The 25,121-nt window shown below is 29.2% G+C and carries 31 protein-coding genes; 3 read left to right on the top strand and 28 right to left on the bottom strand.

Features of this window, described 5'->3' with window-relative positions; all coding sequences use genetic code 11:
* Positions 1-3,065: hypothetical protein (locus PHZ07_02565; protein MDD3284453.1), on the bottom strand; the 3,065-nt coding region annotated here is incomplete at its 3' end.
* A gap of 255 nt (positions 3,066-3,320) precedes the next feature.
* Positions 3,321-4,454 carry a DUF5667 domain-containing protein gene (locus tag PHZ07_02570; GenBank protein ID MDD3284454.1) on the bottom strand — a complete coding sequence of 378 codons (1,134 nt, stop codon included), beginning with the start codon at positions 4,452-4,454 and terminating at the stop codon, positions 3,321-3,323.
* Between the two features lie 188 nt (positions 4,455-4,642).
* Between PHZ07_02570 and PHZ07_02575 the strand changes: the two genes are divergently transcribed.
* Positions 4,643-5,023 carry a hypothetical protein gene (locus PHZ07_02575; GenBank protein ID MDD3284455.1) on the top strand — a complete coding sequence of 127 codons (381 nt, stop codon included), beginning with the start codon at positions 4,643-4,645 and terminating at the stop codon, positions 5,021-5,023.
* A 44-nt stretch (positions 5,024-5,067) separates the two neighbouring features.
* Here the strand turns inward: PHZ07_02575 and PHZ07_02580 are convergent, their stop codons facing one another.
* The 26 genes from PHZ07_02580 to PHZ07_02705 all read right to left on the bottom strand — a co-directional run bounded on the left by PHZ07_02580 (position 5,068) and on the right by PHZ07_02705 (position 23,842).
* Positions 5,068-5,613 carry a sigma-70 family RNA polymerase sigma factor gene (locus PHZ07_02580; GenBank protein ID MDD3284456.1) on the bottom strand — a complete coding sequence of 182 codons (546 nt, stop codon included), beginning with the start codon at positions 5,611-5,613 and terminating at the stop codon, positions 5,068-5,070.
* A gap of 14 nt (positions 5,614-5,627) precedes the next feature.
* Positions 5,628-6,752, bottom strand: coding sequence for a PDZ domain-containing protein (locus tag PHZ07_02585; GenBank protein MDD3284457.1), 1,125 nt, complete (start codon positions 6,750-6,752; stop codon positions 5,628-5,630).
* Positions 6,753-6,756: 4 nt separating this feature from the next.
* Positions 6,757-7,503, bottom strand: a complete 747-nt coding sequence (locus tag PHZ07_02590; protein MDD3284458.1) for a hypothetical protein — start codon at positions 7,501-7,503, stop codon at positions 6,757-6,759.
* Between the two features lie 13 nt (positions 7,504-7,516).
* Positions 7,517-7,966 carry a hypothetical protein gene (locus tag PHZ07_02595; GenBank protein ID MDD3284459.1) on the bottom strand — a complete coding sequence of 150 codons (450 nt, stop codon included), beginning with the start codon at positions 7,964-7,966 and terminating at the stop codon, positions 7,517-7,519.
* Positions 7,967-7,969: 3 nt separating this feature from the next.
* Positions 7,970-8,719 carry a slipin family protein gene (locus PHZ07_02600; GenBank protein ID MDD3284460.1) on the bottom strand — a complete coding sequence of 250 codons (750 nt, stop codon included), beginning with the start codon at positions 8,717-8,719 and terminating at the stop codon, positions 7,970-7,972.
* A 77-nt stretch (positions 8,720-8,796) separates the two neighbouring features.
* The gene (locus PHZ07_02605; protein ID MDD3284461.1) at positions 8,797-9,159 is read right to left on the bottom strand and encodes a hypothetical protein; all 363 of its coding nucleotides are present in this window, start codon (positions 9,157-9,159) and stop codon (positions 8,797-8,799) included.
* Positions 9,160-9,190: 31 nt separating this feature from the next.
* A complete protein-coding gene (locus PHZ07_02610) occupies positions 9,191-9,508 on the bottom strand; it encodes a hypothetical protein (GenBank protein MDD3284462.1) in 318 nt (105 codons plus the stop codon).
* A 42-nt stretch (positions 9,509-9,550) separates the two neighbouring features.
* Positions 9,551-10,657: a molecular chaperone DnaJ gene (gene dnaJ / locus PHZ07_02615; GenBank protein MDD3284463.1), complete on the bottom strand. Its 1,107-nt coding sequence runs from the start codon at positions 10,655-10,657 to the stop codon at positions 9,551-9,553.
* A 55-nt stretch (positions 10,658-10,712) separates the two neighbouring features.
* The gene (locus PHZ07_02620) at positions 10,713-11,006 is read right to left on the bottom strand and encodes a DUF3467 domain-containing protein (protein MDD3284464.1); all 294 of its coding nucleotides are present in this window, start codon (positions 11,004-11,006) and stop codon (positions 10,713-10,715) included.
* A gap of 58 nt (positions 11,007-11,064) precedes the next feature.
* Positions 11,065-13,014 carry a molecular chaperone DnaK gene (gene dnaK, locus PHZ07_02625; GenBank protein ID MDD3284465.1) on the bottom strand — a complete coding sequence of 650 codons (1,950 nt, stop codon included), beginning with the start codon at positions 13,012-13,014 and terminating at the stop codon, positions 11,065-11,067.
* A gap of 119 nt (positions 13,015-13,133) precedes the next feature.
* Positions 13,134-13,439 carry a hypothetical protein gene (locus PHZ07_02630; GenBank protein ID MDD3284466.1) on the bottom strand — a complete coding sequence of 102 codons (306 nt, stop codon included), beginning with the start codon at positions 13,437-13,439 and terminating at the stop codon, positions 13,134-13,136.
* Positions 13,436-13,792 carry a hypothetical protein gene (locus tag PHZ07_02635; protein MDD3284467.1) on the bottom strand — a complete coding sequence of 119 codons (357 nt, stop codon included), beginning with the start codon at positions 13,790-13,792 and terminating at the stop codon, positions 13,436-13,438. The genes PHZ07_02630 and PHZ07_02635 overlap by 4 nt, the downstream gene beginning before the upstream one ends.
* Positions 13,793-13,846: 54 nt before the next feature.
* Positions 13,847-14,173, bottom strand: coding sequence for a hypothetical protein (locus PHZ07_02640; GenBank protein ID MDD3284468.1), 327 nt, complete (start codon positions 14,171-14,173; stop codon positions 13,847-13,849).
* A 48-nt stretch (positions 14,174-14,221) separates the two neighbouring features.
* Positions 14,222-14,629, bottom strand: a complete 408-nt coding sequence (locus PHZ07_02645; protein MDD3284469.1) for an Hsp20/alpha crystallin family protein — start codon at positions 14,627-14,629, stop codon at positions 14,222-14,224.
* Between the two features lie 4 nt (positions 14,630-14,633).
* A complete protein-coding gene (locus PHZ07_02650) occupies positions 14,634-15,212 on the bottom strand; it encodes a nucleotide exchange factor GrpE (protein MDD3284470.1) in 579 nt (192 codons plus the stop codon).
* Positions 15,213-15,214: 2 nt separating this feature from the next.
* The gene (locus tag PHZ07_02655) at positions 15,215-15,892 is read right to left on the bottom strand and encodes a hypothetical protein (protein ID MDD3284471.1); all 678 of its coding nucleotides are present in this window, start codon (positions 15,890-15,892) and stop codon (positions 15,215-15,217) included.
* Between the two features lie 134 nt (positions 15,893-16,026).
* Positions 16,027-16,164 (bottom strand): desulfoferrodoxin FeS4 iron-binding domain-containing protein, encoded by a 138-nt coding sequence (locus PHZ07_02660; protein MDD3284472.1) that lies wholly within the window; start codon positions 16,162-16,164, stop codon positions 16,027-16,029.
* A 120-nt stretch (positions 16,165-16,284) separates the two neighbouring features.
* Positions 16,285-17,340 carry a hypothetical protein gene (locus PHZ07_02665; GenBank protein ID MDD3284473.1) on the bottom strand — a complete coding sequence of 352 codons (1,056 nt, stop codon included), beginning with the start codon at positions 17,338-17,340 and terminating at the stop codon, positions 16,285-16,287.
* A gap of 123 nt (positions 17,341-17,463) precedes the next feature.
* Positions 17,464-18,747, bottom strand: coding sequence for a UDP-N-acetylmuramoyl-tripeptide--D-alanyl-D-alanine ligase (locus tag PHZ07_02670; protein MDD3284474.1), 1,284 nt, complete (start codon positions 18,745-18,747; stop codon positions 17,464-17,466).
* Positions 18,744-20,465, bottom strand: coding sequence for a penicillin-binding protein 2 (locus tag PHZ07_02675; protein ID MDD3284475.1), 1,722 nt, complete (start codon positions 20,463-20,465; stop codon positions 18,744-18,746). The genes PHZ07_02670 and PHZ07_02675 overlap by 4 nt, the downstream gene beginning before the upstream one ends.
* A 19-nt stretch (positions 20,466-20,484) precedes the next feature.
* Positions 20,485-20,856 (bottom strand): hypothetical protein, encoded by a 372-nt coding sequence (locus PHZ07_02680; GenBank protein MDD3284476.1) that lies wholly within the window; start codon positions 20,854-20,856, stop codon positions 20,485-20,487.
* An 86-nt stretch (positions 20,857-20,942) separates the two neighbouring features.
* Entirely contained in the window at positions 20,943-21,893 is a 951-nt protein-coding gene (gene rsmH / locus PHZ07_02685) for a 16S rRNA (cytosine(1402)-N(4))-methyltransferase RsmH (GenBank protein ID MDD3284477.1), read from the bottom strand.
* A 69-nt stretch (positions 21,894-21,962) separates the two neighbouring features.
* Positions 21,963-22,394 carry a division/cell wall cluster transcriptional repressor MraZ gene (mraZ, locus tag PHZ07_02690; protein MDD3284478.1) on the bottom strand — a complete coding sequence of 144 codons (432 nt, stop codon included), beginning with the start codon at positions 22,392-22,394 and terminating at the stop codon, positions 21,963-21,965.
* A gap of 192 nt (positions 22,395-22,586) precedes the next feature.
* Positions 22,587-22,808 (bottom strand): hypothetical protein, encoded by a 222-nt coding sequence (locus PHZ07_02695; protein MDD3284479.1) that lies wholly within the window; start codon positions 22,806-22,808, stop codon positions 22,587-22,589.
* Positions 22,809-22,892: 84 nt separating this feature from the next.
* Positions 22,893-23,195 (bottom strand): YerC/YecD family TrpR-related protein, encoded by a 303-nt coding sequence (locus PHZ07_02700; protein ID MDD3284480.1) that lies wholly within the window; start codon positions 23,193-23,195, stop codon positions 22,893-22,895.
* A 161-nt stretch (positions 23,196-23,356) separates the two neighbouring features.
* A complete protein-coding gene (locus tag PHZ07_02705) occupies positions 23,357-23,842 on the bottom strand; it encodes a hypothetical protein (GenBank protein MDD3284481.1) in 486 nt (161 codons plus the stop codon).
* Positions 23,843-23,996: 154 nt separating this feature from the next.
* Here PHZ07_02705 and PHZ07_02710 point away from each other — a divergent pair, with 154 nt between their 5' ends.
* Positions 23,997-24,128, top strand: a complete 132-nt coding sequence (locus PHZ07_02710) for a hypothetical protein (GenBank protein ID MDD3284482.1) — start codon at positions 23,997-23,999, stop codon at positions 24,126-24,128.
* A gap of 258 nt (positions 24,129-24,386) precedes the next feature.
* Positions 24,387-24,956, top strand: a complete 570-nt coding sequence (locus PHZ07_02715; protein ID MDD3284483.1) for an integrase core domain-containing protein — start codon at positions 24,387-24,389, stop codon at positions 24,954-24,956.
* Positions 24,957-25,121: the final 165 nt, after the last annotated feature.

Raw genomic sequence — 25,121 nt, forward strand, 5'->3', positions numbered from 1 at the left:
TCATTACCAGTACCAAGTATTGTATCAGATGCAAAGCTATACTTTATTGAATGATCAAAAAGAGTTGTACTTTGTGCATCACCTTCTACATTCATACCATTTACTTCTACTCCAATGAAGTATGAAGTCTTTTGATCTGCAGGTAATACTGCTTTTCCATTCAAAAAGTCAGTATCCTTGAAACGTACATCTCCAGTAGCTTCAGGAGCTGCATAGGCTACTAATACACCGTCCTTGTCAAACAATTTAACAAGTTTGATGTCAGCACCTGTAGCAATACCATGATTTTCCAATGCAAGATCTGTAATCTTTATAGCTTCATTTGCTGTTGTAAATTCTAATTCACCAAGGTATCTACCATGAGGTGTTGTAGAACCAGCTAAGATATATGTATCATCATTAGCTTTTGCATTATCTGTTCTCAAATATGCCGTCAAATCACCACTTCCTACTACTTCAACTTCTCTTGATGATATACCTGGATTAGAAATATTTTCAACAACATTTTTGTTGTCAACATCTTGTACTATTACATATGTTGTTGTTGCTGAAGAATTAGGAATCTGCAAAGCAAATGTACCTTTATCATTTACAGATGAAGTGAATATTGCTCTTAATTCTAAATAAACATTTACACCTTTCTTCAATACTCTATTTGTAGTATTTAGTGTTGTAAAGTTTATAGAACCATCTGCGTCCACTATATAATCAGATGTTGATTTTAACAATCTTGATACTCCATTTTCTACAATATATAGATCTAATTGAGCTATATTATCGTTAATAAATGCATCTACTGCAAATTTATCACTTAACTTTACTGATTGAAGTTTCAAATCAGATGCACTACCTGTTTTAAGATATGCTCTGTATATAAGTATTGGATCTCCAGTTGAACCAGCACCACCTACAACACTAATGTCGTTTAAGGCAACTGTTGTCCAATCTAATGCACCACCTCTTACAGTAGCAATAGAACTTGCAACATCTGTTGTTGGAGTTACAGCAATGTCTGCATTTGATGTGTCCCCAGTAATAGTAAATGCAGCACCAAATAAATGAACTTGATATGTATCTCCTACATCAGCTGTATCAAGTACATCAACTTTCAATTGGAATGTATGTGTTTTACCTTTCAATAAAGTCATTTCTTCTGTAATTGATAAGGCACATACAGCACCCTTTGTTACTGCTGCAACATCAAAAATAGAACCATTTGTAAGATCTTTTAATTGTATATTTTCAATCTCATCACAACTTAAATTTGTACCTGAAATATAAAATACATCACCGACAGTATCTTCAATACTATTTACAGTTACATCTTCACCATTTGATGTCATTTTGATTGTAGCCAAAATTATACCATCTGTTCCAGCAAGTACATCTTTTGCAGGAGTAACTGTTTTATCCATAGATATTGTGAAATCTCCAGCAACCAATTCTACTGTTATACACTTAGTAAGAGTTAATGTATTCAACATAGCAATACCATAACCATAGTCTTGACCTATAAATGAAAAATCACTAGCATCATCTACGTATAATTTTATTTCATTACCTTCACTACCTATACCAATATCTCCATAAACTTCTACATTTACATTATCTCCTTTTTCAATAAGATAATTGTTCAAATCGAAATTTATATATCTTCCATCGATAGTACCTTGAGCTACTTCATCACCATCGATCATAAGTCTGATATTTGAAAGAAGTTCTGGATCATTTGTACCACCATTCTTGAATCTAGCACTTTCCCAAATAATTGGCTCTTTTTCTGTATTTAATGTAAATTCTGCTAATCTTACATTTTGTTCACCAAATTCAATACCAGAAAGAGTTTCTGCTGTTAAAGCTTGCATTTCAACTTTACCCATTGTAGTAACGACTACAGATGTCATTTCTCTTCCACTTATTGGAAAAGATCCTGATACAGATCCACCATCAATATTTATATCAGATGCTGATGCAATACCAATAGCATATCTACCTATTGCTGTAATAGTAGCCTTTATAGTCAATGCTTTTGTTGTTCCAGCACTTACTTTGATAGGAGTTGAAAAGTTGAACAATGCTTCTCTTGAAGAGTTCATAGGCTTTGAACTACCAATTTTACTTACACCGTCGTAAATAGTAATACCAGTAATCTTTGTTGGATCACCCAAAATACCTGATGGCATTGTTAACTTTAGGCTTTGAATATTAACATCTTCACTTCCTGCTGTAAAATTAACAACAGTAAATACTGTTGGTGCTCCAGTTGGAATTGTCATTTCTGCTGGTGTGCTTGATGACAATGATACTGAAACATCACCACCTACTGCTGGAGGAGTAACTCCACCAATTACAGCTGTAGTTATTGGGAATAGATCAGCTTCTGCTGTTGTTATAGCACTACCATCTGTATAAGTGATAGTATCCATAACATTTTCAACTACATAGTCTTCTGAGAATTTGTTTGCTGTAAAACCAGCTTCTGATACCATTCTCTTTTGACCATTTCCATCTATATAGTATACATCATCAGTACCTTCGTATCTGATAAGTGTACCTTCTGGATGTGCAGTTGCTGTTACTGGGTTATCAACAGCTGTTGAGCCATCATACCATCCAAAGAAAGCATCTGGAACATCATCAATCATTGTTGCCCAGTTAGCTCCATAAAGAGCTAATGCTGTTGCTTCAGAATTTACCCATCTCAAAACTCCACCTGGTTCAACTGCATAAACTTTTGGATCTGTATCGATCTTAATCATTTTTGTACCAGGTCTGTATGTTATTAACTTACCTGTATAGCTAATATTAGCTAATTCATCAGTAGAAATAGTCTTTACTCCACTGAAATCTTCAAACCATGAAAAATAAGTCTTACTATTTGGAAAAGCTGCTCTTTTCAATGTTCCACCGTCATTGTAAACATAGTAAACTCCAGCGTTTGTTGTGGATCTTACTAAGTCACCTGCTGAAACATCAACAGCTTTTGCAATGTTCATAGGACCTACTCCTAGAAACACCATTGAAAAAACCATGGTGTAAACGAACAATTTTTTAATTAAATTCATATTTATTTTCTCCCTATTAATTCACTGTTACATTGAGCGACTATTTAAACTATTGCTTGTAGATAAATCTACAAAACACTTCTTCTAGTCAAACTGCCTCTTTGGCATCGATCTTTCTATTTGGTTAGAGAAATGAGCAAATAATATAAATATTTGTCACTATATAACAATGAACTTTATATTACTTGAGTCTTAAGACCCAAACAATAATAAATAACTCAACTATATATAAAAATATATATTTAAATTTTTAAATTACTTTAATTCAAAACTAGAATCTGATTTTTGTTCTGTTTGTCCTTTTACTTCCTGACTATTAATTTCTTTTTCTAATTCCTGAATTTGATTTTTGTAAGAGTTTTCTAAAACTTCCTCTGATAAGTCTATATAAAATTCTACTTCTTTTAATCTTAGTAATGCCTCTTGATATTTACCTTCTTGTAATAACTTCTTTGCTTCTTCTAAATATACCGGTATTTGATTTGCTTTTACTTGTTTTATTGTTTCTATACTGAATTCTATAGTACTTTTATTTTCTGAATTTATTGTTTCTGATGACGTGGTTGTTGTGTTTATTACATCCTGATTTGAAGAAAGTGTATTTCCTTGTTCTATTTTTTTGTCGACTTCTTCAAGTCTATCTGATTGTAATAATATTCTATTTTCTATACTTTTTTCTACTAATTCTTTGAGATTTTGATCTTGTGATGTATTTTCATTGTTTATTATCATATCAAGAGCTGTTTTGCTAACTAAATTATTTGCTTTTATAACCTCACTTATACCATCATTTGACACTTTCTCTGCCGTTGCCTTTAATATTTCTGATGTTTGTTGAGTTCTTTCATCTACTAATTTTGCTACTTCTATCGTTTTTTGAGAATCTTTATTATCTTTTTTGGCTGTTTCTAGATTATTTTTTAAACTATCTAAATTATTTTTTATATTATCTGCTACTTTTGTAATCTGAGCTTGGTTATTATTTTCTACTAACTTGTCCATTTCTTCTAATCTCTTATTAATGTGTTTGAAATATACATCTACTTGTTCTACTGAGCCATCTTTTGTAAGCATAAGTTCACCTTTTTCCATTGTAAGTTTTACAGGATAAAGAATATTACCTGGGAGCGCTGCATTTGCACCAAAAACTGTTGTGAATATTACTATAAATACAGATGACAAAACAGATGCTGTCTTCCAACTTGGCATCATATTTCTAAAAAATATATTTGTATATAAGTAAAAAGATTTGAATCCCATGCTTCTTTTCTTTGAAGTGTCATTTTTTATAATATTAAAAAGAATAGAACGATTTACGTGATACCATTTTTCGTCTGGTTCTATTTTGCTAAATTCGCTTAGCTTTTGAATTATATCTTTATCTTTCATATTCATATTATTTGGGGTTAATTTTTTGTTTTTGTTTTACATATAATAAGACGACTGAAAAGGGAAAATGTTACAAGTTTCTCACGTCCGACGTTACAACGTCGGACGTGTTACTAAAATGCTTGACAAAAAAGTTTATATATGATATAATAATTTTAGAATAAAATCCAAGTATCTTAGGAGGTACAATGAGACAGATTATTATGTTAGTCATATTGGTCCTTATAATTGGGATCACCATCACTACATCCGCCTGCAAAAAGCAGGAACCAAAAGAGTTTGTGACAGCTGCCGACACTAAAGTCACTGATTGGGTTCCCATGGACATGTCCGTCATGACCAACTTCGACCCAGAGAAGGCTACAACAATGTGGCTTATCAAAGATTCCTATTCATACTTCTCCGGCAGTGATTTCCGGGATGAAGAACCTTACAGAAAAGGCGAAAAATTCCAAATCACCATAAAAGGTGACAAGGGATATTTCGCTGGAATGGATCCTGATGGAGATGTATCTGCGGAAAAATATTTCTTCACAGAAAACCTCTCCTCAAAGCCCTCCACGAAATAGAAAAACATTAAACAAATAAGCCGGTTGTGCAAACAATCGGCTTATTAATTTTCTGAAGAATTTACTATTTCCTTGAGCTTTTCCATGGCTCTATGAAGAAGTACTCTTATATTCGCCTTGGATTCATTCATAACTTTTGCCATCTCTGATGTAGTCATATCTTCTACGTATTTGAGTATTAATACTTCTTGCCACCTGCTATTTATCTTTCCGAGTTTTCTAAGGTTTTTTTCCAAAACTTGCCAGTCTGAAATATTTTCAATATGTTCACTAAAAGAATGATCCTCTATTATAGTTTCTCTTTCATCTAAAAAGAGATCTTTTGACTTCTTATAAAAGTCCGCAATTTGATTTCTAGAAACTTGATATATAAAAGCTTGGAAATTCTTTATTTCATGCTTGTTGATATATTCCCAACACTTCAAAAATACTTCACTTGTAAGGTCTTCTGCTTTTTCTTTTGTAGGCACTTTGAAATAAATATATCTATAAATTTGTCTAGAATATATATCATAAAGCTCGCCAAAAGCATCTTTTTGGCCAGCCCTAATTTTAAAAAGTATTATTTTCTCTCTTTTTTTGTTTTCCATAATTAGTTTATACGCTACTTGCTAGAATTTAATTTAGCAAGATCAGAAATGACAATCTTTTCTTTTTGTTCTTGACCATTTCTTATAAATCTAACATTTATTTCTTGACCAATTTTATAATCCAATAATATTGTATTTAGAGATTTTACCTGATTTATTTGGTCGTTTTCTATATATGTTATAATATCACCTTTTTTGAAAATTGAATTTTTTGGTACTTCATATACATAAGCACCAATATTTTCACCAGATCCTGTCACCACTTCACTTAAATCTATATAACTCACCCCAAGACTAGGATAGTTGATAATATTATCATTATTAAAGAGATTGGTCAATGAATATTTGATATATTTACTAGGTAATAAATAGGTTTTTTCACCATTTTTTAGTGAAAAACCAACAAATTGCGCATCTTTGTTGAATATTGGTAAATTTTCATCTAAATCAACATTTAAAGCTCCATATATCACAATATCAGTTGGTTTGTGTACTAAGTCTAATTTACTCTCTATAAACCTTGAATACATATTTTTTATAGAATTTTCTAATATTTCATTTTGATAACTATAAAGATTTGGTCTAATAGCATAAACATTTTCACCAACATTTAGAAACACTGAATCAATTATTGCAACTGGTTCTAATCCTGTTTTTGCAACTTTTATATAATAAATGCCTAAATATGGATCATTTACTATCTTTTCTATATCTACTATTTCATTTTTATAATTTATCAAAACCAAATCATTGGATTTGTATAATTTCAAATCTTCATTTGTAGCAAACCAACCATCATTTGTAAAAACAACCACCGTCCCTATAAAATTTTCATCAAAATATATTTTATCCAAAATAGAATCACTTTTTGTAGTATTTTTCTTAGCTAATAACCAAACCTGATTGTTTAAATTTTGGGAACTACCACCTATTTTTGCTAAATTGCCATTCATTATTTTACTTATAGAGCCCTTTTCGTCTATAAAATTAAATCTATTATTACCCAATATTTCACTTATATCTGTCATCATTTTTTGCCAATATTTATCATAAATTTTTGTGGAAATATAAAAAGCTGAAGTCATAGAAATTACCAAAATGATAATTAAATTTAATAAAAGACTTAATTTATTTTTCATATTATTATTTTTTGGTTATTAAAGATAAAATTAATATTGTTGTTGCTAAAAATAAAAGTTTTATTTTTTTCTTAAAAACAAATTTATCTTTTATTTTGTCTATTATAAAATCCATAAGAATATAATACCAAATCCATAATATAAAAACTGATAAATATACTACAAATGGCAAAAATGAAGAAATTACAAAAATCTGTAAAAGAATAAAAACGGCAACTACAATATACAAAATATTTGCTTTTATATTAATTTGATGCCAATAAAAACTTATTGATATAATTAAAAATGACAAAATTACAATAGAAATAGAATTAAATAATAAACTATTTTTGAAAAAAAATGTATTATAAAATAAAAAATAAGATAACATCCAAAAACATAGTAGATCTATATATATTATTAATTGCTTTTTTATTTCGTGATTTTCATAAATTTTTCTAAAAAAACTATCAAAAATGGTGATAAATGATAGTAAAGCAAATATTAAAAATATATACCTAATGTAGATATTATTTATCATCGTAAAAAATGCAAATATAAAGCCAAAATAAAGAAAAATCGTAGCAAAATATGCAAATATAGTCTTGTAATCCACAAACCTATTTTTTATACGCCAAAAATAAAAAAGTATCAAAAATATACTAATGCCAACAAAATACCATATTTTCTGAGGATGAAAATAAGTTAACAACAATAAAGCTGTTAACAAAAAACTTACAAGAAATCCTAAAATTCTTTTATAAAATATCATAAATTTGTATAAACTATAATCTGCTTATAATATCATCTAATGAACTTTTAATCCAGGCATTTTGTTCTTCTGAAGCGATACTTGTAAGTCTCTGTTTTGCTGTTTCATTGTTGCCTTCTGAAGCTGATGTAAGTGCTATTACAAGGTTCAAATGGAAATTCTGAAAATCAATACTTGGAACAACTAAGTTTGCAATTTGATCTCTCAAATTTTCATAGTTTCCATCAAAATTTTCAAACAAATTAGACAGATCTTTTTTATATGTTTTTGTAAGTTTATCTCTATTTACAACTTTTTGAATTTGAATATCACCTTTTTTATTTTGCAAACCTACATCATTTTTGTGATTGGTTTTTGAATATAATACAATGGTCAACAAAACAACATTGAGTAAAACACATACTATTATTATTTTCATAATAAGCGAAAAACCAAATTGTTTTGATAAATATTTATGTTTCATATTTTAATTATTGTTTTTATTTTTATTTATAGATTCAAATGCTCTAAGAATTTCAAGTGGTATTGCAAAAACAATAGTATTTGATTGATCTGAAGAAATATCATTTATAGATTGAAGTGTTCTAAGATGAAGTGCTCCTGGAGAATTACTTAATGTTGTTGCAGCTTTTGCAATATTTTCTGCTGCCATTACTTCACCTTCGGCACTTATAATAACAGCTCTTTTTTCTCTTTCTGCTTCTGCTTGCTTTCCTATTGTTCTCTGCATTAATTCTGGAAGAACAATATCTTTCAATTCAACACTATCTACTTTTATTCCCCAAGGATCTGTAGCCTTGTCAACAATTTCTTGAATTCTATCTGAAATCTTGTCTCTTTGACCGAGTAATGTATCAAGGTCAACTTCACCAACTATATTTCTCATTGTAGTTTGAGCAAATTGAGATATGGCATAATAAAAATTCTCTACTTCTATAATAGCCTTTGAAGCATCTGCAACTTTGTAATAAATAACTGCATTTACTTTTACAGTTACATTGTCTTTTGTAATACATTCTTGATCTGGAACATCTACTGCTTTTACTCTAATATCAACTTTTTTCATAGTTTGAAAAATTGGAAGAATAATCCTCCATCCTGGATTTACCATGCCAGTATATCTACCCATAGTAAATTTTACACCTCTTTCATATTGATTTATCTGTCTTAGAGAAATCAAAATTATAAAAACTACAGCCCCAATAAAATAGTACATAAATTTTCTTGCCCAGTTGCTTGCCTCGGCGTAGCCTTTCGGCGAAGCAGGGAATAACTGGGAATTTAATTATTAATTTATATTATCAATAATGATAAAACAGTAAAAAATATAAACAATGTAACAATAGTCATAAGTAAAACCAAAAGTGCTGTTGAAAACATTTTTTTCTTAAAAACAAGATAAGAAGGCATGCCAAAAACTATCATTAAACTAATAACAATAAAAATAACTTCAAAAAAAGTTATAAGTATTAAAAGAAATGGGCTATTGCTAAAAATTTCATAATCTCTATAGATTTCATACAAATTTATAAGAGAAAATGTTGCTAGAATGATTAATAATGATTCAACTGCACCAGCCAAAAAACCCCATTTATAAACAAAAAAATGTTTATATTTATCGTTTTTATTTAGAAGATTCAAAATTTTTTGTAACATATTTTATTATTTATTTTGACTTATATAGATTTTATGAAAACATTGAATTGTCTATTTCGCTCCAGTTGTCTCCATCTTTTTTGTATGCTCTTAATTTGTGTGTTTTTTCTGTATCTGAATATTTATAATCAACAGTAACATTTGATCCTATCCTATTTGAAAAATTGGAATGTTTATCTAACACCAAATCTCTAGTATGAAATTCAATTTTTACATCTCCCATTGGACTTTTGAATTCTATAATATCTTTTTCTCCATGACCATCATCATCTTTCAAAATTTCTTGTTTTATAACATCAAAACTATCAAGTATATTTGATTTTGTTTCGTTCCATTTATCTAAATTCATAAGAATATTATATCACAACTTTTATTTTTAATAAAAGTTATATTATAAATTATTTTTTTCTAAATCATCTATAAGTTTTTTTTGTTCTCTTGTAAGTGAATTTGGTAAATCTAATTTTACAGTTATAAAATGATCTCCTCTACCTCTAGAATTCAATTTATAGACTCCCTTGTCTTTTAGTACGAAAACCTTGCCACTTGACGTAAAAGGAGGTATTTTGAGCTTTATAGAGCCATCTACAGTATCTATATCAATTTTGTCTCCCTTTATAAGTTGAGAGTATTTTAATTTTAAATTAGATTTTATATCATATCCAAATCTTTCAAATTTATTACTTTTTTGAACTTTTATTTTTATAAACAAATCTCCTGAAGCACGACTTTTTCCGCCAGCTTCACCTTTTCCGGATAATTTGAGTGTTTGATTATTATCAATTCCAGCAGGAATTTTTACTTTTATTTGTTCTGTACCTTTTGTATAACCACTACCATTACATCGACCACAAACATTTTTTATAACTTTCCCTGCTCCACCACATTCTGGACATTGTGCTACTGATTGAAATGTTCCAAAAAAAGTATCTTGTTGAATTCTAACTTGACCACTACCACCACACTTTGAACAAGTTCTTGTATCTGTTCCACCTTCTCCATGGCAATTGTCACAAGTAATTTTTTTGTTTAAATTTATAGTTTTTTCTGTACCAAAAACGGCTTCTTCAAAAGATATATTTATTTCTGTTTGTAAATCACTTCCTTTGGATTTTCTTCTACTACCTGCTGATCTTGAGCCACCAAACATGTCACCAAAAATATCACCCAAATCTCCAAAATCAAAATTTGTATTTCCACCTTGAAATCCACCAAAACCTTGTGAAAAATCTTGCCATGAAGCTCCTCCTCCACCTGAAAATGGATTTCCACCGCCAGAAAATGGATTTCCGTCTGCAGAACCGAATTGGTCATATCTCTGTCTTTTTTCTTTGTCTTTTAAAACTTGATATGCTTCATTTACTTCTTTGAATTTTGCTTCATCACCACTTTTTTTGTCTGGATGATGTTCATGAGCAAGTTTCGAAAAAGCTTTTTTTATTTCAATATCTGTTGCATTTTTATCAATTCCAAGAATTTTGTAATAATCTTTTGACATTTTATTTTAAGCCACCCGCCGGGTCGAATGACCCGGCGGGTGGCGCTTAAATTAATTAATTTGCTCGGTCTTCAAAACCAATTCCAGTACTAGTTGCTGGACTTTCTGATTCTTTTATCTCACCAAACTTTTCTTCATATTTTTTTAAATTTTCAGTCATTGCGTTTATCATTCTTTTGAAATGCCCTGGATTTGTCATAATCTTTGCACAAACACGACCATTTGGTGCTGTAATGTTTAAAAATGTCAAAAGAACTTCATCTTTACTATGTATTATTTGCATTGCATTTGCATACTCACCACCAGGAATATTGTCTGCAATTTTTATTTCCATTTTTTTGTCTTCCATAAATTTATGTTATACCACCCCGAGGGTGCGTCACCCCCGGGGTGGATTTTAAATTAAATTATTTCTTTTCTTCTTCAAACTCTGCTTCTACTGGTTCTTCTTTTTTTTCTTCTGCTTGTGGCTCAGATTGAGCTTCTTCTGGATTTGGTTGTTGTGAACCAGCTTGAGATTGTTTGTACATTTCTTGACCAATTTCTTGAACAACTTGATTCATTTCATCCAACTTCTTTTTCATATCTTCTACATTGTTTGAATCTTTTGATTTTTTGAGTTCATCAAGTTTGTCTTGAACTTTTTTCTTTGTATCATCTGAAATTCCATTTGGATATTTTGTTTTATCTTCAGTATCTTTCAATAATCTTTCTGTACTATATATTACAGAATCCGCACTATTTATTGTTTCAATTTCTTCTTTCTTTTTCTTATCTTCCTCTGCGTTTGCTTCTGCTTCTTGTTTCATTTTTTCAATTTCTTCTTTTGAAAGACCACTTGATGCGGTAATTGTAATTTTTTGTTCAGTTCCAGTAGCTTTGTCAACTGCCTTTACATTCAAAATTCCATTTGCATCTATATCAAAAGTAACTTCAATTTGTGGAATACCACGTGGTGCTGGCGGAATACCTGACAATATAAATCTACCCAAAGTTTTGTTGTGTTGAGCCATTTGTCTCTCGCCTTGCAAAACATGAATTTCTACTGATGTCTGACTATCTGCTGCTGTTGAAAATATTTGAGATTTACCTGATGGAATTGTAGTATTTTTTTCAATTAGTGGAGTCATAACACCGCCAAGAGTTTCAATTCCCAATGTAAGTGGTGTAACGTCTAACAATAATACTTCTTTTCCACCAATAGAACCTTCAAATTGTCCTGCTTGAACTGCTGCACCAAGAGCAACTACTTCATCTGGATTTACAGAAACATTTGGTTTTTTGCCAAAAAATTCTTCAACTTTTTTCTGAACAAATGGCATTCTTGTCATACCACCAACCAAAATTACTTCATCGATATCTTCTTTTTTAAATTTTGCATCTTCTATTGCTTTTTTACATGGTTCGAGAGTCTTCTCTACTAAATCTCCTACTATTTCTTCTAATTTTGATCTTGTGATTTTCATCACCAAATGTTTTGGACCACTTGCATCGGTTGTGATAAATGGTTGATTTATTTCTGTTTCAACTGATGTAGATAACTCTATTTTTGCTTTTTCTGCAGATTCTTTCAAACGTTGCAATGCTGTGACATCTTTTGACAAATCAATTCCTTGATCTTTTTTGTATTCATCTATAATCCAAGTAATAATTCTTTGGTCAAAGTCATCACCACCCAAATGTGTATCGCCAGTAGTTGATTTTACTTCTACTGTTGATTGTTTGCTGTCAGTATCATGACTTATATCAAGAATTGAAATATCAAATGTTCCGCCACCCAAATCATAAACAGCAACTTGCTTATTGTCTGATCTATCAAATCCATAAGCAAATGCAGCAGCTGTTGGCTCATTTATAATTCTTTTTACTTTGAGTCCTGCAATTTCTCCTGCATCTTTTGTGGCTTGACGCTGAGCATCATCAAAATAAGCTGGTACTGTAATAATAGCTTCTTCTACTTTTTCACCAAGTTTTTCTTCTGCATCAGCTTTTAATTTTTGCAAAATCATAGCTGAAATTTCTTGTGGTGTATATGATTTGTCACCAAGTACAATTTTTACACCTTCACCTGCTTTTTGGACTTCATAAGGCAAAGTTTTGATATCATCTTGTACTTCTTTGTCATCAAATTTTCTACCAATTAATCTTTTTATTGAAAACAAAGTGTTTTTTGGATTTACTACTGCTTGTCTTTTTGCAAGCATTCCAACGAGTCTTTCATTGCTCTTTGAAAGAGCAACCATAGAAGGAGTTGTTCTGTTTCCTTCTTTGTTTTCTAGAATTTCTGGCTTTCCACCTTGAATGACTGCTACGGCACTGTTTGTAGTACCAAGGTCAATTCCTATTATTTTTGACATATATTTTGTGTCCTTTCTTGTTTATTATATATATTATTTTATTAATGTTTGTAATTTTTAAATTGTTTTTATGCGATGCCAATATACTAATTCATACTAATAATACTAATTTTAATTGTTTAATTTTTGATTTCAGTTACGTCGTTTTTACTTTCTGTTTTATTTTCTATTAATGTTGCTTCTTGGTTATTATCTAAATTCAAATTTATTGAATTATTTGTATTTATTTTTTTAGGTTCTATATTTTCAGGTTTAGATAATATATCTTTACAATAACCAAATTCTAATTTTTTCTCTTGTATTCTTTTTACATCATCTACTCTACAATTTAAATCAAATAACATCCATGAACATATTAATAAAAAAAATCCTCTATCATCATCTTTGTCTTGAAATGCTTCATTTTTTCCATATTCTTCAATCATGTACTCTTGATTTTTTTTAATAAATTAATCTTTTCTTTAATCTTAAAATTTTCAAAACTACACCCTTCTACATTATGAGAGAAATCATTTCTAATACTTTTTATAATCTTAAGATCATTTTTAAACCTATTACTAATTAATCCTAAACGATAGGCTAAATTAATTTTTGTATCAAAATTAAGTAATGGCCCAGTAAATAAATTGTCTTCATGTGTTATAAAAAAGCCTTCTAATAGATTTTTTAAAGCACTATCAAATAATGAACCACATAATACCACTGATGCTCTATCTGACTCTTTTTTAAAATTATCTATTAAATAATCATGATTATAATTTGCAAAATTTTTATTCATATTCTTATTTAAAATTATTTAATTCTAAATTTGTTCATTATTCAAAATTCATCATTATTTAATCTCTCTCAATAAATCATTTCTTGTCTTAAAAAAATCATAGACAAGTAATACATCTGAGCTTGTGATAATATTCTTCTTTTCTTTTATTGCCATTATTTCATCACCATCTAGATCTGTAATAATTGCTTGACCTATAACACCAGTCGGCATAAGTAATATTTTTAGTGCTACACCACTATCACACTCTACACATTTCAAATACGAAAGTATTGATGCGTCATCAACACACAAAACTTTTATTTTTGAAAAATTATACTCTTTTCCACAAACAGGACATTTTTGTATTAATTTTTTTGGTAACATTGTTGATAAATCCATATATTCTTTTCCTATCTCCGGGGTGCTGGCACCCCGGAGGTGTGGTAGTTATTTCTTTTTTACTTGAATTGCTATTTTCTTTGGTTTTACTTCTTCTTTTTTTGGAATTTGTATTTTCAAAATTCCATTTTCAAATTCTGCTTTTGCCTTGTCTCCATTTACATGTGTTGGTAATTGTACACTTCTGTGAAATGAGCCAAATCTAATCTCTTTTCTGTAATAATTTTTTTCATCAATTTCTGACTTCTTTTCAGAGCTTCCCCTTACACTCAAAATATCATTTTCAATTGTGATATCTACTTTTTCAGGATCTACTCCTGGAAGAGCCACTTTTGCATAAACATTGTCTTTGTCCTGATAAATATCTAATGATGGAAGATTTGCTTGTCTTATTGCGGGAAAATTGAATAAATCTTCATCCTCATCAAACATTGGACTCCATTTTATTAGTTGCATAGTTTTATTCTCCTTTCTCCGAGCTTAGCTCGGTTTCTTCTATTTTAGAAGAATTATTAATTTTTATTTTTTCAGAATCTATCAAGTCAGACTCAATGGATTCTAATTTATTTACAATAACTTTTGCTGGTTGAATTACTTTGCCACCTAATGTATATCCAGATTGAACTTCCTTTAGAATTTCATGATCATTTTTATCTTTGTGACTTTCAAAACCAATTGCTTCATGAATATTGTGATCAAATTCTTTTCCAACTGTTTCTATCTCTTTTATTCCAAATTTATCAAAAACATTTTTCCACATATTTTGGATATGTCCCAATCCTTCACACCATGATTCTTTTTTTTCTTCTTCTGGAATATGACTGAGTGCTGATTTGAAATGATTATACAAAGGAATAAATTCTAGTAACATTTCAGCATTTCCGAATTCTATAACATCTTTTATTCTTTTTTCTGTTTGTCTTTTATAATTTTCAAAATCTGCTTGAGTTCTTTGCCAACCGTTCAAATATTCATCACATTTATCACATTTTTCAGGTTTATGAACTTTTTTTTCAATTTTTTTATTTTTTGTTTCCATATTTATATAATTGTCTTAAAATAATTAACTAATCCTAAATTCTTTTTGTAATCCATTCTTGTAGGACCAAGAATTGTAACAACACCTTTTTCAAATCTTCCAGTAATTGCAGATAAATATTTATTGAATCTACTCTGAGAACCTACAAAAACGCCAGTTTGATCTACTTTGTCAAAAATATCTTCAACTATAAATTCCAAATTATCCAAAACCAGACTCAAATTTTGTAGCTTTTCCATATCAGAAAACTCTGGCTGAGATAATATATTTGAAAATCCTGTTATATAATAATTGTCTTTTGAAAATGCAAGTAAAACCGCATTGTTTGTAATCTCAGCCATAATTTTTGATAAAAACTTTGCTTTTTGATCCAATTCTTTTATAGCTGACTTTGTAATTGCATTGTCTAATTTTTTTGAAATAACATTTGAAAGTTCTATATTTTTGTCTAGTGTTTCTACATAAAATTTGTATGCTTCTTCAGTTGGAATTCTACCCGCTGATGTATGTGGTTGAAATAAATATCCTTGCCTTTCTAAATCCATCATTATATTTCTAAGAGTTGCAGGACAACAATTCATCTTTTTTTTGGAAACTAAATAACTAGAACCAACAGGACTTGCTGATCTAATATATTCTTCAATTATGTTTATTAATATTTTTTTATCTTTTGTTTCCATTGCTTTTTTATTTTAGCACTCGCAGTATTTGAGTGCTAAATTAATTATAGCAATTTCTATTTTCTTGTCAAATGTTTAAAAATAAAGAAACGACTTATTTTAAAAAATCGTTTCTTACAAAAATTTAAGACTATCTATATTTCTGATTCATTGACAACCAAATCCATTGGCTCTCCACAGCAAATAAGCTCTCCTCCGCCTACTTTTGTAACTATTACTTCATTGCCACATATTTCACAACAAAATTTTTGATCTTTTTCTTGTACATTCATATTATTTTTTTCCCGCCAAGCGGGATATATTAATTATTATAAATTTATTTTAACACAAAACAAATACAAAATAAAAACCCCCCAGATATACCGGGGGGTTGAAAAATACTAAATAAGTAATTAATTACAAGATCCAGTTGGAACACTAGCTGTGTTGTTTAAAACAGCCTTACATACGTCTTCACCTAAATCATTATATTTACACACATTTGTTTTTACATCTTCTGCGGTAATTCCTGAGAATTGATATTTATTGTTTGCAAGCCATGTTGGTGAAGCACCAATTTGAAGTTCATTTGCAAGTTTAATATTTTCTGTCAAAAGTTCTTTACCTTCTGTACCCTCAAAACAAGCTTTTATCTTTGGAAAATTCTTTCCACATGTAGTCCAATCAGCATTGTTTATATCTTTGTTTCTGCACCAAATATAATCCATATATTTATAATCTTCTGGATAATATTTTATAGCACATAATTCTCTTATATTTTCATCAACTTCTGCTTGACCATGTAAAGATTGGAAGGTTCCATCTGCGTTTTTATTTGCAATGTAATAAACATTGAATTTAATTTTATCACCAAAATTCTTTATTACTTCTTCCATTGCATCAAATGCTTTTGTTCCATAAGGACACATACTCATGACAAATAAATCTAATTTTCCTTTTACTTCTTCTCTACAAACCAAATTACCAGAACAATCTGGATCAGCACAATCTACAAGTCCATTTGCAGTATCATCTATATTATTTGTACAAATTTCTTTTGAAGGATCAAATGAAGCTCCAACATTCAAAGCTAATAAATCATTATTTGCTTGTAAATAATTTTGTACATTTGCATAATTTGCTTCTGTTTCCACTTTCTTTGTAAACAAAAATGCTGGTAAAAATTTCAAATTATATTTTGTATACAATTCTTTTCCTTCTGTACTATTGTAGTCGTATTCTTTGAATTCAATTGTAGGAAATATACTAAGTAAGCTTTGTTTTAAATATGTTGTATCACAATTTTGTTCCTGACATCTAACATCTGCCACCAAATATCCAACTAACTTGGTATTGTCAATTGTTAAATCAGCAGGCTTTTGCTCTTCATTATTGTTTTGTTTTTTGATAATACATCCTGATGCTACAAGTGCAACGAGAATCATCAAAAACAATATCCTTTTTTTCATAATTTTTGCTTTTTAGTTTGTTAAATTAGCTTTATTAAGTATATATAATATTATAGTAAAAATTTTAAAAAAGCAAATAATTCCGCTATATGGAATTATTTATACGCAAATTTATAAAAAATATTATTTATCCAACCAATTATCAGATTGTCTTACCAAAACATTTTTTGCATATCCTGGATTTTTCATTATTTCTTTTACTACTCTTTCCATTCTTGATCCTTGAGATCCTTTTACAAGAATTATACTATCTTTTTCTATTATTGTTTCTAAATATTTTATGAGAGATTCTTGATCTTTGAAATGTTTTGCATTTTTGAAATTAAAACCATTTTTAATAGCTTCCAAGTATATATCTTCTGCAAATTTTCCAATTGTAAAAAGAAAGTCTATATCTTTACTTGCTACATATTTACCAATATCCTCGTGACAATTTTTTGTATCATTACCAAGCTCAAGCATATCACCTAGAACAACTATTTTTTTACCACTTATTAATGTTTTTACATCGGATAGTAAGTTTATTGCAAGTTTTGTAGCGTCTGGACTCGAATTATATGTATCATCAATAATATATGCATCATTTATTGCTTTTAAAAGATGAGTTCTGCCTTTTGGTGAAGTATAATTTTTTGCAAGTATAGATATTTCTACTAAATTTAATCCTTCTATAAAACCAACAGCTACAGCAGAGAGAAATGCATATACTTGTGCCATACCCAAAGAATCTGGTAAAAATACAGGAACTACATTTCCATTATGTCGTATTTTAAAATTCATTCCTATCGTATCTCCCTTTCTCAACATTTGTAAATCTGTTGCCCAAATATCGGATTCATTTTTAATCCCATAAGTTAAAACATTATGTTTTAATTCATTCTTTAATTTTGCAATCATTTCATCGTCATTGTTTAGAATTGCCCAAGAACCTTCTGGCATATTGCTAAATATTTTTCTTTTTTCTTTGAATATTTCCTCCACACTATCAAAAAATTCTATATGGACTTTTGATATTTTTGTAAGAATTCCTATATTTATAGGTACAAATTTTGTAAAATATTCAATATCTCCTGGATGATCTGCACCCATTTCTAAAATTAATTTTTGAGGATATTTTTTAATCTTAAAAGTAATCAAAAATAAAAATTTGATAAAAATATAAAACCAATTGAATATAGATTTTCCAGGCGCATCTTTTATTCCAAGAATAGTAAGAGGCACACCTATCTCATTATTAAAATTAGAAAAAGAAGTTCTTACTTTAAATTTACCTTTTAATACACTAAAAATAGCTTCTTTTGAGGAAGTCTTACCTATAGATCCGGTAATTGCAATAATTTCTGGTTTATATTTTTTTAAAATCAGACTACTAAAAATTTTTAAAATTTTAAATAATATTTTCTTCATTTTTCTGGTTGTATTTTATAATAATCTAATATGAAATCTGCGATATCTTTGAATACTGGTCCGGCACTTGACTCAGCCCAAGCTCTTTGCGGAGAATCAAACTTTACAAATATTACAAACCTTGGATCTCTTGATGGTCCAAATCCAATAAATGTATGATTCGTTCTATCTGTTACATAACCACCTTTCCCTGCTATCTGAGCTGTACCAGTTTTTCCACCCAAATAATACTTATCTGATTTTGCTGATTTTGCATGACCTTGCTCAACAACAGATACAAGCATTGCTGAAATCTGCTTTGCTGCTTTATCTGATATTACTTTACGAATAAACTGAGTTTCTATTGTATCTTCTTTTCCATTTGGATGCACTATTTTTTCTACTATTCTTGGTTTATACAAATATCCTCCATTTACAAATGCCGCAAAAGATGAAATTAATTGTATTGGAGTTGCTGTAATTCCTTGACCAAAAGAAGCTGTAGCTAAAAATACTTTACCTTTTTTATTTAAATTTTCAATATTTCCCTTTACTTCAACATTCAAATCTATATTTGTTTTTTGCCCAAAACCAAATTTTGTTGCATAATCTAAAAATCTTTCTCTTCCAACTTTTTCTGCTACAAAAGCAGCACCAGTATTAAGCGATTCATCTAAAACTTGAACCATCGTTCTAATACCATTTGCTTTTTTGTCAGAATTTCTTATTTTAAATCCATCTACTTCCAAAATTCCAGTGTCTATATATGTTGTCTCTGGTTTTACAATTCCCAAATCAAGTCCCATTGCCATTGTAACAACTTTGAATACAGAACCAGGTTCATAAGATGTAAAAATAGCATTATTATTATAGAAATTTTGGTTTTCAACTTGCGAATAATTATTTGGATCAAATTCTGGATAATTACACATTGCTAGTATATCACCATTTTTGGGATTCATTACTATAACCGTTCCGTTTCTAGCACCATATGATTCAGTTGCTTCTTTTAATCTCTTGCAGACAAAATTTTGTATTGCTTGATCTATTGTAAGATACAAATCATTTCCATCTGTCACTTTTTTGAAATCAGTCTTTCCAATTGTTATAAAATTTCCATAAGCATCTTTTTCACCAGTAAGTTCCACTTCTTGACCCTTTAATTCATTTTCCCAATAACCTTCTAAACCATAGCTTCCAACTAATTTATCATCTTTATAACCAACAAATCCTACTATATGACTACCTACTGGCCCATCTGGATAATGTCTATAATTTTCTTTTATAAAACCAAGTCCTTTGGAATTCAATTCATTTACTCTTTGATATTCTTCATCTGTGAGTTTATTTTTTATTGGTTCATATATATCATCTTTTTTTGACAATCTACCATTTAAAATTTCCTCTTCAATACCCAAAATTTCTGATAATTTTTTACTCAGATCTTGAGGATTTTCTACAATATTTGGTATTGCATACAAATCAAAATATACTTTATTGATAACCAAAGGATAGCTTTTATCATTGTTACGTAAAAAAATTTCGCCTCTTTTTGGTTTTATATCAGCCACAAATGAATGTTGAGCTTTTGCTTTTACAAGATAATATTTATTTTGTACTATTTGTAAATAAAAAAGTTTTAGTACTATAAAGACAAATAAAACTATAACTCCCAAAAATATAAATTGTAAACGATCCAATTTATTTACATCCAAAGTATTGGTTCTTTTTCTATACATATAAAGAAAAACAGATAAATTATTTTATAGCAACATCTTTATAATCTTTTATTACAATATAATCCACACCATCAGCCAAAACCATACCATGTTCTTGCGCAACTTTTGTAATTCTTCCTAAATCTTGTAATTCGGCTGATTTCAAACTAAACTCTTTATTTGTAGTTCTAAGATTATTTAATTCAGTTTCTAAATCATTCATCACAAAACCTTCACTAGCCGCCATATTTGACTGTACAAGATTTACAAACAACAAAACAAAAATAGAAACAACAAGAGATATATTCGCACAATAAAGTATTTTTGTTTTATCTTTAAACTTCATAATTATCAATCTTTTAAATAATCTTTTAATACTTAATAGTAAAAATGTTAATTTTTTGTTTTTCATATTTTTGTTTTTTATTTTTGTTTTTTCCAGCTAAGTCGAGTTAATCTCAATGAGCTGGATTTTTCGATCTGAACTCGATTTTTATTTTAAACTTTTTCTATCACTCTTAATTTTGCACTTCGCGAAGCTGGATTAATTTTTATCTCATCTTCACTTGGAATTATAACTTTTTTGTTTATAATTTTTAGACTTGCTTTATGATTACAACGACATTCTGGAACCTCAAGTGGACATATACAATCACGGGATTCTTGTCTAAAAAACTCTTTTATTATTTTATCTTCCAAAGAATGATAACTTATAACGACCAATCTTCCACCACTTTCTAGCAAATCTATTGCATCTGGTAAAAACTTTTTTATATTATCAAATTCGTGATTTATATATATTCTCAACGCCTGAAAAACTTTTGTTGCTGGATTTGTATTTGAATATTTTTTATAAAATCTTTTGTAGACTCTTGAAATAATATTTGATAATTCTACTCCACTTATTATTTCTTTTGTTTTTCTATTGTTTATTATTTCTCTTGCAATTTGTTTTGATAATCTTTCTTCTCCAAATTCCCTAAAAATCTTTTCCAATTGATCTTCTTTATAATTATTTATGATATATTTCGCATCTGGCCCTTCATCATTTTTGTCATATTTCATCTCCAGTCCTTGTTCATCTAAAAAAGAAAATCCTCTATTCTCGCTTTGCAATTGATACAGTGAGAGGCCAAGGTCGAGTAAAATAGCACGTATTGGATAATTAGATAATTCATATTTTTTGTTTTTTAATATTTGTTTTATATTTTGATAATTATCTTGAACAAAAACTGTTCTATCATCAAATTTTTCTAATCTTTTTTTTGCTAATTCTATTGCATCACTATCTAGATCTATTCCTATCAATTTTCCGTTTGGTGAAGTTTTTTCCAAAATCCTTTGTGAATGTCCTCCACCACCCAGTGTTGCATCAATAACATTATAATTTTCCTTTAAATTTAATCCTTCTATAACTTCATTTAGTAGTACTGGAATATGTAATTTCATAATAGTTTTAAAGTTAAAAGTTATAATTTTATAAAAATACTTCTAACTTGGTACTTTTGACTTTATAACTTAAATTCCTAAATCCCCTAATTCATTCGCTATTTCAATAGATTTATTTTCAACATCTAATTTATATGTATTCCATAAATTTTCATCCCAAATCTCTAATCTATTAAAAACCCCTGCAACAATAGCTTTTTTATTTAATTTTGAATAAGCTCTCAAGTATTCTGGCAATATTATTCTTCCTTGTGTGTCTAACTTTACATCCATTGCACCAGCAAGCATAAGACGAGCAAATGCACGAGATTTTGATTGAGATATTGGTAATTTGGAAAGCTTTTCTGCGAGCTCATTCCATGATTTTTTTGTAAATAAAAAGAGGCAATTATCAAGTCCTCTAGTTACAACTGCTCCAGTTTTAAAATCTGCTCTAAATTTAACAGGTACAGCTAATCTGCCTTTTTCATCTATAGTGTGATTGTATTCTCCAATAAACATAATGATTTTAAATCCCAGGGTTTATAAAATATAAATATTTTGTAAGAAATGAAGATTTGAGTTATCCCCACTTGTCTCCACTTCTCTACACTTTAATTAAATTATATACCACTTTCATGTTTGCTTCAACCACCTATTCTGTGGATAAGTTAGCCACCTCCGAGGTTACCAACCTCGGAGGTGGTGCTTTGATTAATAATCTACTGGAATTATTTGTAATTTTTCATAATAAAGATTATGAGCTTTATCTAAGATTTCTTGTGAGCATTTTTCAGAGTTAAATAATTCATTGATTTCAGAGATAAAGAAATATCCAACATCAACTCCATGTGTATTTTCGTTCCTTAAACTCTCAAAAATTTCCTCAAATCTGTTTTCTTCCAAACATTTGACTCGAAATTCTCTTGTATTCATAAATCCTCCTTTTTGTTTAATTTTTTTGGTAAAACAAAATCCCTTCTCTCAAGAAGGGACTAAATTGATAAATAAATAAAAAAATCACTTCAAACCCTTTTTGAGAGAATTTGAACTATGATAAGCTCTTGTAATTGATAATTTGTAGCCACCTTTGCCATTATTAAGCCATTTTGAAATTCTTGCAATTGTAGTAGAGCTAAGCCCTGTCTTTTTTTCTATTGTAGAATAAGAAATTTTTTCACTAAGCATATTTGCTACTTGCCATCTTTTTGAAAATTCTTCAATTTCTTGTTCTGTAAGCAAGTCACGAAAAAATTTCTTAGCCTCATCAATATTTTTTAGAGCCAAAATTGTTTTGTATAAATTTTCTATTTTTTTATTCATATTTTTTACTTTATTTTGATAAAGTACTTTACTTAAATAAAGTATAACTCTTCGAATATTTAAGTCAAGTCATGGGCTGTGGATAACTTAAAATAATTTTTAAAAATAAATAAGTCGCTGGGCGAACCATACGACTTATAAAAAATAAATTTCGAGCTAGCTCAGAACCCGAACAGGATTCTCAATTTAGCCCAGAAACTCATATTCCTTATGATTTGATCTGTTAATTTAAAATCCGGATAAAGACCCGGAACTACAGCCCTGAACACATCTAAAGCATCTCCAAATGACCTAGCCCTTAACAACAAATCATATGAACCACCCATGCTGTCCACACCAGAAATATCAACACCACCTATTTTAGTGGTAAATTCGTTTCTGGGTTGTAATTGACTAATCATTTGCACTGGCCAAACCACACGAACCAACATCGTCACTCTATAAGATAATTGGTCTAACCTACTAAGCGCTTCGTTTGAAATAAACGTATGTGGTTGCAAAATCAAGAATCGATTACTTGCTTTTTGATCGGAGATCTGAACAAATCTTGAATTTTGTTCCACTGGATAGTCAATCTCATTCAATACTTGCTGAAGCTCTTTATTGGCCTCGGGGTTTTCGATATAGAACCTTATGCTTGTATACATGGTTCCTCCTTTTTTTGCCCCAGATTAACGTACTTTCGCATCATTTCTAGGGTCATTAAATAATCATATCATATAAACACATATTTGTCAATAGAATTAGGTAATGTGCACATACATATGGCGATTTTCATAGAAAGGATGTAAATATATGAGTATGTGTACAAAATTATCAAACAATATATTAGAAGAGCGATTAAGATGGGTTTTACCAATAATTAATAAACAAATAAAGCTAGTAGATACTGTAAGAATATTTTATGGTAGTCAAAGAACATTAGAAAGGTGAGTTAGTAATTACAAAAAATATGGAATAGATGGACTAGTACTTAAATCAACTAAACCACATAGTCATCCAAATGAAACATCAATACGTATAAAAGAAAGAATAATAGAGATAAAAAAAGAAACGAAACTGGGTGCAAAAAAGATTAAATACAAAATAACAAAAGAAGGAATAAATATTAAATGTAGAACAATAGGAAAGATAATCAAACAAGAAGGATTAACGAGAAAATATAGAATTAGAAAAATAAAGTATAAATATATCAAAGTACCATTATCACTTGGTGAATTAGTAAAAATAGATGTTAAGTATATTCCAGGCAGTATTAATGGTAAGAAATACTATCAATTTACAACTATTGATTGTGCTTCTAGATGGAGATACTTAAAAGTATATGAAAACTATGATAATTATTCAGCTATATGTTTTTTAAAAGAACTATTAAACATTGTTAATTTTAGAATAAGATCAATAAAGACTGATAATGGAAGTTGTTTTACTAATCGTTATACAGGATATCAGAAATCTATTGATCCACTCAGCCTAAGACTACATGACTTTGATTTATTCTATATGAAGAATAATATTATTCACTATTTAATAGATCCTGGAAAACCAGCTCAAAATGGTAAGGTAGAAAGAAGTCACAGAACAGATCAAGAACACTTTTATAACATTAATATCTTTACTAGCTTATTTGACCTGGAAACAAAGATTAGACAATGGAATGATTATTACAATAATCTAGAACACTGTGCTTTAGATGGTAAAACTCCAAATGAAATGTTATTATTTTATCAATTAGAGAAATCGACAAATGTATGTGCCTAAAACAACTCCGGGGGTGGCAACCCCCGGAGTTGAATAAACATGTACAGTTAACAGTCAAGGGTTACACTTTCTAAATACTTTTCATGAGGAGTAAGTCCGTTAAGGGTTAAATGTATTCTTTTAAAATTGTAATAATTTAGCCATTCATAAGGAGTGTTCCAAATT

Source organism: Patescibacteria group bacterium (genome assembly GCA_028692545.1).
Taxonomy (GTDB): Bacteria; Patescibacteriota; Patescibacteriia; order UBA1558; family S5-K13; genus STD2-204.

Excerpts from the sequence above, each read along its gene's own strand:
- PHZ07_02570 (MDD3284454.1), bottom strand. The coding sequence starts at position 4,454 with ATGAAAGATAAAGATATAATTCAAAAGCTAAGCGAATTTAGCAAAATA.
- PHZ07_02575 (MDD3284455.1), top strand. The coding sequence starts at position 4,643 with ATGAGACAGATTATTATGTTAGTCATATTGGTCCTTATAATTGGGATC.
- PHZ07_02580 (MDD3284456.1), bottom strand. The coding sequence starts at position 5,613 with ATGGAAAACAAAAAAAGAGAGAAAATAATACTTTTTAAAATTAGGGCT.
- PHZ07_02585 (MDD3284457.1), bottom strand. The coding sequence starts at position 6,752 with ATGAAAAATAAATTAAGTCTTTTATTAAATTTAATTATCATTTTGGTA.
- PHZ07_02590 (MDD3284458.1), bottom strand. The coding sequence starts at position 7,503 with ATGATATTTTATAAAAGAATTTTAGGATTTCTTGTAAGTTTTTTGTTA.
- PHZ07_02595 (MDD3284459.1), bottom strand. The coding sequence starts at position 7,966 with ATGAAACATAAATATTTATCAAAACAATTTGGTTTTTCGCTTATTATG.
- PHZ07_02600 (MDD3284460.1), bottom strand. The coding sequence starts at position 8,719 with ATGTACTATTTTATTGGGGCTGTAGTTTTTATAATTTTGATTTCTCTA.
- PHZ07_02605 (MDD3284461.1), bottom strand. The coding sequence starts at position 9,159 with ATGTTACAAAAAATTTTGAATCTTCTAAATAAAAACGATAAATATAAA.
- PHZ07_02610 (MDD3284462.1), bottom strand. The coding sequence starts at position 9,508 with ATGAATTTAGATAAATGGAACGAAACAAAATCAAATATACTTGATAGT.
- dnaJ (MDD3284463.1), bottom strand. The coding sequence starts at position 10,657 with ATGTCAAAAGATTATTACAAAATTCTTGGAATTGATAAAAATGCAACA.
- PHZ07_02620 (MDD3284464.1), bottom strand. The coding sequence starts at position 11,006 with ATGGAAGACAAAAAAATGGAAATAAAAATTGCAGACAATATTCCTGGT.
- dnaK (MDD3284465.1), bottom strand. The coding sequence starts at position 13,014 with ATGTCAAAAATAATAGGAATTGACCTTGGTACTACAAACAGTGCCGTA.
- PHZ07_02630 (MDD3284466.1), bottom strand. The coding sequence starts at position 13,439 with ATGATTGAAGAATATGGAAAAAATGAAGCATTTCAAGACAAAGATGAT.
- PHZ07_02635 (MDD3284467.1), bottom strand. The coding sequence starts at position 13,792 with ATGAATAAAAATTTTGCAAATTATAATCATGATTATTTAATAGATAAT.
- PHZ07_02640 (MDD3284468.1), bottom strand. The coding sequence starts at position 14,173 with ATGGATTTATCAACAATGTTACCAAAAAAATTAATACAAAAATGTCCT.
- PHZ07_02645 (MDD3284469.1), bottom strand. The coding sequence starts at position 14,629 with ATGCAACTAATAAAATGGAGTCCAATGTTTGATGAGGATGAAGATTTA.
- PHZ07_02650 (MDD3284470.1), bottom strand. The coding sequence starts at position 15,212 with ATGGAAACAAAAAATAAAAAAATTGAAAAAAAAGTTCATAAACCTGAA.
- PHZ07_02655 (MDD3284471.1), bottom strand. The coding sequence starts at position 15,892 with ATGGAAACAAAAGATAAAAAAATATTAATAAACATAATTGAAGAATAT.
- PHZ07_02660 (MDD3284472.1), bottom strand. The coding sequence starts at position 16,164 with ATGAATGTACAAGAAAAAGATCAAAAATTTTGTTGTGAAATATGTGGC.
- PHZ07_02665 (MDD3284473.1), bottom strand. The coding sequence starts at position 17,340 with ATGAAAAAAAGGATATTGTTTTTGATGATTCTCGTTGCACTTGTAGCA.
- PHZ07_02670 (MDD3284474.1), bottom strand. The coding sequence starts at position 18,747 with ATGAAGAAAATATTATTTAAAATTTTAAAAATTTTTAGTAGTCTGATT.
- PHZ07_02675 (MDD3284475.1), bottom strand. The coding sequence starts at position 20,465 with ATGTATAGAAAAAGAACCAATACTTTGGATGTAAATAAATTGGATCGT.
- PHZ07_02680 (MDD3284476.1), bottom strand. The coding sequence starts at position 20,856 with ATGAAAAACAAAAAATTAACATTTTTACTATTAAGTATTAAAAGATTA.
- rsmH (MDD3284477.1), bottom strand. The coding sequence starts at position 21,893 with ATGAAATTACATATTCCAGTACTACTAAATGAAGTTATAGAAGGATTA.
- mraZ (MDD3284478.1), bottom strand. The coding sequence starts at position 22,394 with ATGTTTATTGGAGAATACAATCACACTATAGATGAAAAAGGCAGATTA.
- PHZ07_02695 (MDD3284479.1), bottom strand. The coding sequence starts at position 22,808 with ATGAATACAAGAGAATTTCGAGTCAAATGTTTGGAAGAAAACAGATTT.
- PHZ07_02700 (MDD3284480.1), bottom strand. The coding sequence starts at position 23,195 with ATGAATAAAAAAATAGAAAATTTATACAAAACAATTTTGGCTCTAAAA.
- PHZ07_02705 (MDD3284481.1), bottom strand. The coding sequence starts at position 23,842 with ATGTATACAAGCATAAGGTTCTATATCGAAAACCCCGAGGCCAATAAA.
- PHZ07_02710 (MDD3284482.1), top strand. The coding sequence starts at position 23,997 with ATGTGTACAAAATTATCAAACAATATATTAGAAGAGCGATTAAGATGG.